Here is a 542-nt window from a genome sequence, read left to right as displayed (position 1 = left end):
TTCTTGACCCGATGTTTGAGCAGTATCACTGTTATCGCCCATACCCGTTTGAACCAATGGTGAGGACGGGGCGAAATGGCGAAATGTTCCAGCCTTGGCTTGGGGCAGCCTGCTTCTTTGGGAACTTCCTGACCGTCTCTCATGTTTTCAACATCATCACGAAAGATGACGGTGTTGTTGAGGCCTTAACAGAGGCGATCCGGAAGAATATGGCGACTGAACAGTACCAGCAGAATGCCTATGAGCGTTATGCCGGTTGGTTCTACGCTGAAACCAGCGAAGGGTTAAGGCTAGTCTCTCCAAGTGAGGCTGCCGACATCCGAGCTGGCGCAGTTTCAAAGCTGCGTTACCCAAGAAACTTCGAGGTTATGAAAACTGCGGTTCTCAAAGGTCCTCGATTTGATACTGAATTAAGCCGCAAGGCTTCTTAACCCAAACATTAACCCCACGGGGGACATCGGTCCCTGAGGGGATGGTGTCTCCCTCTGAAATTAAGGAGATACCAATGATTAAACAGCATTTTCAAAACGAACTGGTTAAGT

The 542-nt window shown here is 49.1% G+C and carries 1 protein-coding gene; it reads left to right on the top strand.

Annotated features, from left to right (window positions below; all coding sequences use genetic code 11):
- On the top strand, nucleotides 1-431 hold a 431-nt coding region (locus R7040_RS29340; protein ID WP_169600717.1), incomplete at its 5' end, for a pyruvate dehydrogenase.
- Nucleotides 432-542: the final 111 nt, after the last annotated feature.

This window comes from Vibrio sp. 1069 (assembly GCF_033340555.1).
The sequence above is the reverse complement of the archived record's forward strand: the minus strand, read 5'-3'. Positions and strand labels throughout refer to the sequence as shown.